At 28.8% G+C, this 6126-nt stretch carries 11 protein-coding genes and 1 pseudogene; 11 read left to right on the top strand and 1 reads right to left on the bottom strand.

What is annotated here, in order from left to right; translation table 11 throughout:
- Positions 1-245: IS1 family transposase (locus B5E87_RS14485; RefSeq protein WP_162607363.1), on the bottom strand; the 245-nt coding region annotated here is incomplete at its 3' end.
- Positions 246-544: 299 nt separating this feature from the next.
- Between B5E87_RS14485 and B5E87_RS15220 the strand changes: the two genes are divergently transcribed.
- The 11 genes and pseudogenes from B5E87_RS15220 to B5E87_RS14440 all read left to right on the top strand — a co-directional run bounded on the left by B5E87_RS15220 (position 545) and on the right by B5E87_RS14440 (position 6024).
- A complete protein-coding gene (locus B5E87_RS15220; protein WP_164483560.1) occupies positions 545-721 on the top strand; it encodes a hypothetical protein in 177 nt (58 codons plus the stop codon).
- A 123-nt stretch (positions 722-844) separates the two neighbouring features.
- Positions 845-1795, top strand: a pseudogene (locus B5E87_RS14480) (virulence RhuM family protein).
- A gap of 14 nt (positions 1796-1809) precedes the next feature.
- Positions 1810-1977 (top strand): hypothetical protein, encoded by a 168-nt coding sequence (locus B5E87_RS15150; RefSeq protein WP_158095636.1) that lies wholly within the window; start codon positions 1810-1812, stop codon positions 1975-1977.
- Positions 1978-2007: 30 nt separating this feature from the next.
- On the top strand, positions 2008-2442 hold the full coding sequence (locus B5E87_RS14475) for a cytidine deaminase (protein ID WP_087246084.1): 435 nt from the start codon (positions 2008-2010) through the stop codon (positions 2440-2442).
- Between the two features lie 186 nt (positions 2443-2628).
- Positions 2629-2838: a hypothetical protein gene (locus tag B5E87_RS14470; RefSeq protein ID WP_035400590.1), complete on the top strand. Its 210-nt coding sequence runs from the start codon at positions 2629-2631 to the stop codon at positions 2836-2838.
- Positions 2839-2871: 33 nt separating this feature from the next.
- Positions 2872-3417 carry a DUF7010 family protein gene (locus tag B5E87_RS15325; protein WP_022356404.1) on the top strand — a complete coding sequence of 182 codons (546 nt, stop codon included), beginning with the start codon at positions 2872-2874 and terminating at the stop codon, positions 3415-3417.
- Positions 3418-3446: 29 nt separating this feature from the next.
- Positions 3447-3839: a DUF2127 domain-containing protein gene (locus tag B5E87_RS14460; protein WP_087246080.1), complete on the top strand. Its 393-nt coding sequence runs from the start codon at positions 3447-3449 to the stop codon at positions 3837-3839.
- A 35-nt stretch (positions 3840-3874) separates the two neighbouring features.
- Positions 3875-4294 carry a hypothetical protein gene (locus tag B5E87_RS14455; RefSeq protein WP_087246078.1) on the top strand — a complete coding sequence of 140 codons (420 nt, stop codon included), beginning with the start codon at positions 3875-3877 and terminating at the stop codon, positions 4292-4294.
- A gap of 23 nt (positions 4295-4317) precedes the next feature.
- The gene (locus tag B5E87_RS14450) at positions 4318-4779 is read left to right on the top strand and encodes a hypothetical protein (RefSeq protein WP_087246076.1); all 462 of its coding nucleotides are present in this window, start codon (positions 4318-4320) and stop codon (positions 4777-4779) included.
- 14 nt (positions 4780-4793) lie between these two features.
- Positions 4794-5240 (top strand): hypothetical protein, encoded by a 447-nt coding sequence (locus tag B5E87_RS14445; RefSeq protein ID WP_005330834.1) that lies wholly within the window; start codon positions 4794-4796, stop codon positions 5238-5240.
- A 595-nt stretch (positions 5241-5835) separates the two neighbouring features.
- On the top strand, positions 5836-6024 hold the full coding sequence (locus B5E87_RS14440; protein ID WP_087246073.1) for a hypothetical protein: 189 nt from the start codon (positions 5836-5838) through the stop codon (positions 6022-6024).
- Positions 6025-6126 lie beyond the last annotated feature (102 nt).

The raw sequence follows: 6126 nt of genomic DNA, 5'->3' as shown, positions 1-6126 counted from the left end.
TGACAATGTTTGCATAAATATCTTTGATTTCCATTTTTATCCTTGCCATATCTAATGATGTGCTCATGCCCGCAGTGAGGGCAAAAGGAACTATCAAATTCATCTGACAGTTCCTTATGCACTTCACCATCATAGATATGATTGATGATATGGTTATTGAGTTTTTCTCTAATGATCTCAATTTCATCATCAGTTGCATTATTGATAATGGAATCAATAATATCATTAAACATTTTATCAGTCATAATATCTTCACCTCGATATAAGTATAGCACTGATGAAAATATCATGTTTTATTTTCAAGGGCTTTAACACCGTTTTTATGGAGTTAAAATCAATTACCAACATTTAACTGAAGTTAAATTTTTATTAAAAAATTATTGAAAGAAAAAGGAATTATTGTTCGTGTTAGATCCGATAGAAAACTTTGGGTGAACACTCTATTGATGAAAATTATTATTTAGATATGATATCAAATGATAGTATATGTTATAATTAAGAATATAGATAAATTACTATTTGTGATAGATTAGGAGGTGGAAGAATGTATAAAGCAGTTGTTATAGAGTATTCTCCAAAAGCTGATGATATGGCACAAAAAGTAGAAGAAAAAGCAAATAAAATGTTACAAGATGGTTATGAGCTAGTTACTATGTCAATTACAGGAACAGCAAAAGCAATTTTAGTATTTAAAAAAGGTTTGAAAAAAAGTTTTATATAAATTCTAATTTTATAGGAGGTATTTAGTTTGACGAAAAAGAAAAATGAAATTAATATTCGTTCAAGTGCAGCAGAGTATCTTACCTATGTTGCTTCTATCGGGAATCAGAAAGATAGCATTGAAATGCGCTATGAAGATGAGAATATATGGCTGACACAGAAAATGATGGCTGTTCTATATGGGGTTGATGTACGTACAATAAATGATCATATAAAAAAAGTGTTTGCCGATTCAGAATTAGAAGAATCAGCAACTATCCGAAATTTTCGGATAGTTCAAACTGAGGGAATGCGTGAAGTTCGAAGAAATACAAAACATTATAACTTACAGATGATTATTGCTGTTGGTTTTAAAGTAAATAATGAACGTGCTGTACAATTTAGAAAATGGGCAAATAATATTGTCAAAGATTACACTATTAAAGGTTGGGTAATAGATGATGATAGGCTTAAAAATGGAGGCTCTGTACTTACAGTAGAATATTTTGACCGATTACTTGAGCAGATACGTGAAATTCGTTTATCCGAACGAAGATTTTAGCAAAAGATTACAGATATATATGCGACTTCTCTAGATTATGACCGTACAGCAAGTACAACCAAACAATTTTTTGCAAAGGTTCAAAATAAAATGCACTATGCAGTGCATGGACATACTGCAGCTGAGCTGATTTATGAAAGAGCAGATGCCAGAAAAGAACATATGGGTCTTACAACATGGGCAGCTGCTCCAGAAGGAAAGATTGTAAAAAGTGATGTAAGTATTGCTAAAAATTATTTAAATGAACAGGAAATGCGATCACTAGAACGTATTGTATCTGCGTATCTTGATTTAGCAGAAGATCGTGCAGAAAGACATATCCCAATGACTATGGAAGATTGGAGCAAACGTTTAGATTTATTTTTAATGGCTGATGATCGTGAAATTCTCAAAGATGCAGGAAAAATAACTGCAGAAATTGCAAAAACTAAAGCAGAAACTGAATTTGAGAAGTATCGTATTATTCAAGATAAACAATTTATCTCTGATTATGATAGATATTTATTAGAATTAGAAGAAAGTATAAAGGAATAGTTAAATATGAATATTTGAGTGCTTTTAAAAATTGGGAAGATCATGGCTTTTCTAATAAAGCATTGGAGTGGTCTTCTAAGCTGAAAAATATAGAAGCAATAGAAAAAACAACTATTATAGATACATATAATGATTTGGAAAATAAGTCAAAATCTATATTTTCAAAATTATTTAAAAAGTAATAAACAAGTTGAAAATTTGAGGAGGATTGTATGAGAAACTTTAATATAGAAAAAGAAATGTACAGACGAGCTGTTGAGCTAATTGAAAAAAGATATCCCAAAGGTTGGGGAGGTGCAGGTGTAGTACATACAGCAAATGGACATTATTTTACCAGTGTTAGTATAGATACTGCTAATGCTTCAGCCGTTTTGTGTATTGAAACAGGTGCAATGTTAGAAGCACATAAATTCAACGAAAAGGTTACACATTGTATGTGTCTTGTACGTGATGATGAGAACTCTCCTTATAAGGTTTTATCTCCTTGTGGGATATGTCAAGAGCGACTTAGATTTTGGGGAGAAGATGTGCAAGTGGCAGTCACTACACAAGACAATTCTTTACTTTTTGTTCCTTTACATGAGTTGCAGCCATATCATTGGTCAGGAGCATATCCTAGTGATGAGTTAGAACATTTTGAGGATTGAAATCAATTTCGAAATAACATATTTTAATATAAAAAGTGCAATCAAGTAAAAAATCTGGTATGAGGAAAATGATTCAAAATAAAGTTTTATAGATGTTTACAAAAAAATATTATTTCCTCTTTAATTTATTTGATTTTTAAAGTAGTTCAGATAGATAAATTAGAATTTGTAGAGGTGTATGCTATTATGAAAAAAATAAAGTTTATAATTTTAGAAATCTTATTTTTAGTTGTGATGTTATTATGTGCAACAACAACAATGAAAATTTTAGATATACTATTTAAATTAAGTTATGAAAATACTTGGCTTGTAGGATTTAAAGTAGGATTTGTTGCTTGGTTAATTTTATCATTTGTCTTGTTCATTGCTAAAATAAAAAAGAAAAGTTCAAAGTAATACAAATTGGAATTTATTGAGGAGAGCTAAAAAATGAACTTGAAAGATTTGAAAAAAGATTGTGCCCAAAAGCAAAAGAAAGGTATTCATTTTATCATTGCATCAGTAGTAATATGGATTATGGTTTTAATCGTACAATTAACAGATTTACCTATATTAACAAAAAATCTATTGACATTTTGTTGCACAGCACCATTATTACCTATAGCTTTTTTAATTTCTAAAATATTAAAAATACAATTTCAAGATAAAAGTAATCCATTAAACTACTTAGGAATACTATTTTCTGCAAATCAAATGATATACCTTTTAATAGCAATGTGGATTTATCCTACATTGCCGGATAAAATGCTAATGGTTATTGCTATGATATTCGGAGCACATTTATTGCCATACAGTTGGTTATATAATTCAAAAACATATATGGTATTGTCAATAATTATTCCAATATTATCTTTGATAGTTGGTTTAAATTTTGCTAATTATACTCTTGCAATAATGATGATACTGATAGAAATAATATTTAGTGTCCTGTTATCATTTGAAAATAAGAGAATAGTAAATGATTATGTCCAATAAATTGGAATTTGTAGAGGGAGTTGTAATTTATGAAAAAATATAAAATTGCGTCAATATTGATGTTTATACACGGAGCATTTATGGAAGTAGGAGGATGTTTATGCCTTATTCCTATATTTGTTATGGGTAGTGATAAGTTTGATATAAATCAGTATATTTCTTTTATAGTTCCATATTTTAAAGATAATATGAATTTAATGCTTGTAATGGGAGCGATTTATGGAATTGTAAGAATTATAGGAGCAGTTGGCTTATGGAAAAACAGAATGTGGGGTTTGGTATTATCAGTAATAAATTGTGTTGTTACAATGGCTTTAATGATGTTTATGCTACCAGCGGGAATAATGGATGGAATACTTGCAACTACTGCTTTAATTTTAATCTTGATACAATATTTTGGAAACAAAAAAATAATAGAGTAGTGCGATAAATCCTAATTTATTATTTGGAGGTAATTATGGAAAAGAAAAAAATAGTATGTTTATGTATTATAGCGGTAATAATTGTGGCAATTATAAGTTATTTTATAGGGTACAAGAGAGCTTATGATGATTTTGAAAAAAACTTAGATAATCATAAGGTATCATATCAAACTTTTTATGCAACAATTACGGATATAAGAGATACTAATTTTACAATAGATAATATAGCATTAACAGTAAAAGGCTTAGATATAAACGATATAAACTTTCGTGGAAATTTTGAGTTTATAATTACAGAGGCTACTGAATTAGAATGGCGACATACTAAAATAAATGCTGATGAGCTAGAAATAGGAGATAATATATCAATTATATTTACTGGTAGTATACAAGAAACAGAACCAGCAGAAATAAATGATGTGATTAAAATACAGTTATTAGATGATGAGAAATAGTAAGTTGTAGATTGGAGTTAGTTATGAAAAATGTAATATATATATTAATTCAATGCACTTGGGGATTGCCACAAACATTGTTAGGATTTATAGTATTTTTAATTAATATAAAAAATAAACATTATTTTTATCACGGTGCAATTATTACTGAAAGAAATGTTCCTTCAAGTGTATCTTTGGGAATGTTCGTCTTTACAACAACTAATCCGATGAAAGATAAAAGAACAAAAAATAAAATACCAGATGAAGAATTAAGTAAAAGGCTTTTAGTTCACGAATATGGTCATACAATTCAATCCCTTATTTTTGGACCATTATATTTAATAGTAATAGGGATTCCATCAACACTATGGGGATTTTTGCCATATTTTCAAAATAAAAGAAACAACGGAGTATCTTACTTTAGCTTTTTTACAGAAAAGCTTGCTAATTATTTAGGTGAAAAAGTTACAAAAGAAAAATCAATGGAAAATGCTATTATATAAATTAGAAGTTTGTGATGGTAGATAATATGGAATGGTTTAATGTTTTTGGGCTGATTTTTATTGCAGTCATTATGATACCCAATGTTGTATTTGCGATTAAGTGCAAAGATGGATTTGATAATAAGTGGAATAATAAATATGTTGAGGTCACAGAACAAGTAGGGAGATTGGGTTGTTTCGGATTCATGATAATCAATATTCCGGGAACTTGGTTCGGGTGGTGGTCTGACGAAGCATTTGCACTATATCTGATTGTAGATACCATATTGGTAATGCTTTATTGTGCTATTTGGATTATATGTTTTAAGAAAAACAGCGTTTTCAGAGCATTAGCACTTTCTATTATTCCTTCAATGTTGTTCTTATTTAGTGGGATTATGAGTAGGTCAGTGCTATTGATTATTGCATCAGTATTATTTGCACCAAGTCATATTGTGATTTCATATAAAAATGTAAAATGATATTTACAAATTCCAGTTTATAGATTAATGACATGATAACAAGTTATTGCATAAAAAAATTCTGATCATAAAATCAGTACTTTTTAAAATTTTGTATTTTTTGTACTTATTTACAAGCTTCTTCGCTTGAATCTGCATCCCAAATTTCGCTGAAAAATCAAGCCTTTTTGAGTTTTTATAGTTCCTAGAGTCTCACAAAATCAGTTAGAAAATGATGAAAAAAATTTGTGTGCAACTCTCGAAGTCTGTAATCGCCTCAGGAAGTCTTTGTCTCATGAGTATTACTAAATCAACTATTTTTACTAAAATAAAAATATAATAAAATAAGAAAACAATTATAAATATGAGTCATGAGCTATATACTATAATATGAAAAGAATTATATCTAAACATATAATATTATGGAAATTTAAACTTATTTATGTTATATTGTCTATAGAAGATAATTCTTCTCTAAAATGGAGGACCATAGCCTGAGTTGGAACCAGTAAAAGGGAGTTACCATAGCCTTAGTTGGTAGATTTAAGTTTTTAAACAGAGAAGGTCTTATGACTTTTCTCTGTTTTATTTTTATTAGTGAGGAGGTTATAGATATATGCGTTTATTTAGAGTTACAAAAGATTATTTAAAAGAAATTCAAAAAATAAGTTTGTTTATACCTCAACAAGAAGAAGTATTAGGTACAGTTTTGAGAATTAATGGTTATATCTATTTTTTACCTATAAATAATGAGGATAGTAGTGATTATGAAAGTGATGGTACAATTAATGATTATTTGCAATAAACTGCACCATCAATAGCATAAAGTGCACCACCAATTTCAATAACTACACCACTGAGATGATATTATTGAATATACGCAACTGCACCACCTTTTATATTATAG

Origin of the sequence: Massilimicrobiota sp. An142 (assembly GCF_002160725.1) — a bacterium.
GTDB lineage: Bacteria > Bacillota_I > Bacilli_A > Erysipelotrichales > Coprobacillaceae > Allocoprobacillus > Allocoprobacillus merdigallinarum.
The sequence above is the reverse complement of the archived record's forward strand: the minus strand, read 5'-3'. Positions and strand labels throughout refer to the sequence as shown.

Bases quoted from the DNA above. Each gene is read 5' to 3' on its own strand.
- B5E87_RS15220 (WP_164483560.1), top strand. From the start codon at position 545: ATGTATAAAGCAGTTGTTATAGAGTATTCTCCAAAAGCTGATGATATG.
- B5E87_RS14475 (WP_087246084.1), top strand. From the start codon at position 2,008: ATGAGAAACTTTAATATAGAAAAAGAAATGTACAGACGAGCTGTTGAG.
- B5E87_RS14470 (WP_035400590.1), top strand. From the start codon at position 2,629: ATGAAAAAAATAAAGTTTATAATTTTAGAAATCTTATTTTTAGTTGTG.
- B5E87_RS15325 (WP_022356404.1), top strand. From the start codon at position 2,872: ATGAACTTGAAAGATTTGAAAAAAGATTGTGCCCAAAAGCAAAAGAAA.
- B5E87_RS14460 (WP_087246080.1), top strand. From the start codon at position 3,447: ATGAAAAAATATAAAATTGCGTCAATATTGATGTTTATACACGGAGCA.
- B5E87_RS14455 (WP_087246078.1), top strand. From the start codon at position 3,875: ATGGAAAAGAAAAAAATAGTATGTTTATGTATTATAGCGGTAATAATT.
- B5E87_RS14450 (WP_087246076.1), top strand. From the start codon at position 4,318: ATGAAAAATGTAATATATATATTAATTCAATGCACTTGGGGATTGCCA.
- B5E87_RS14445 (WP_005330834.1), top strand. From the start codon at position 4,794: ATGGTAGATAATATGGAATGGTTTAATGTTTTTGGGCTGATTTTTATT.
- B5E87_RS14440 (WP_087246073.1), top strand. From the start codon at position 5,836: ATGCGTTTATTTAGAGTTACAAAAGATTATTTAAAAGAAATTCAAAAA.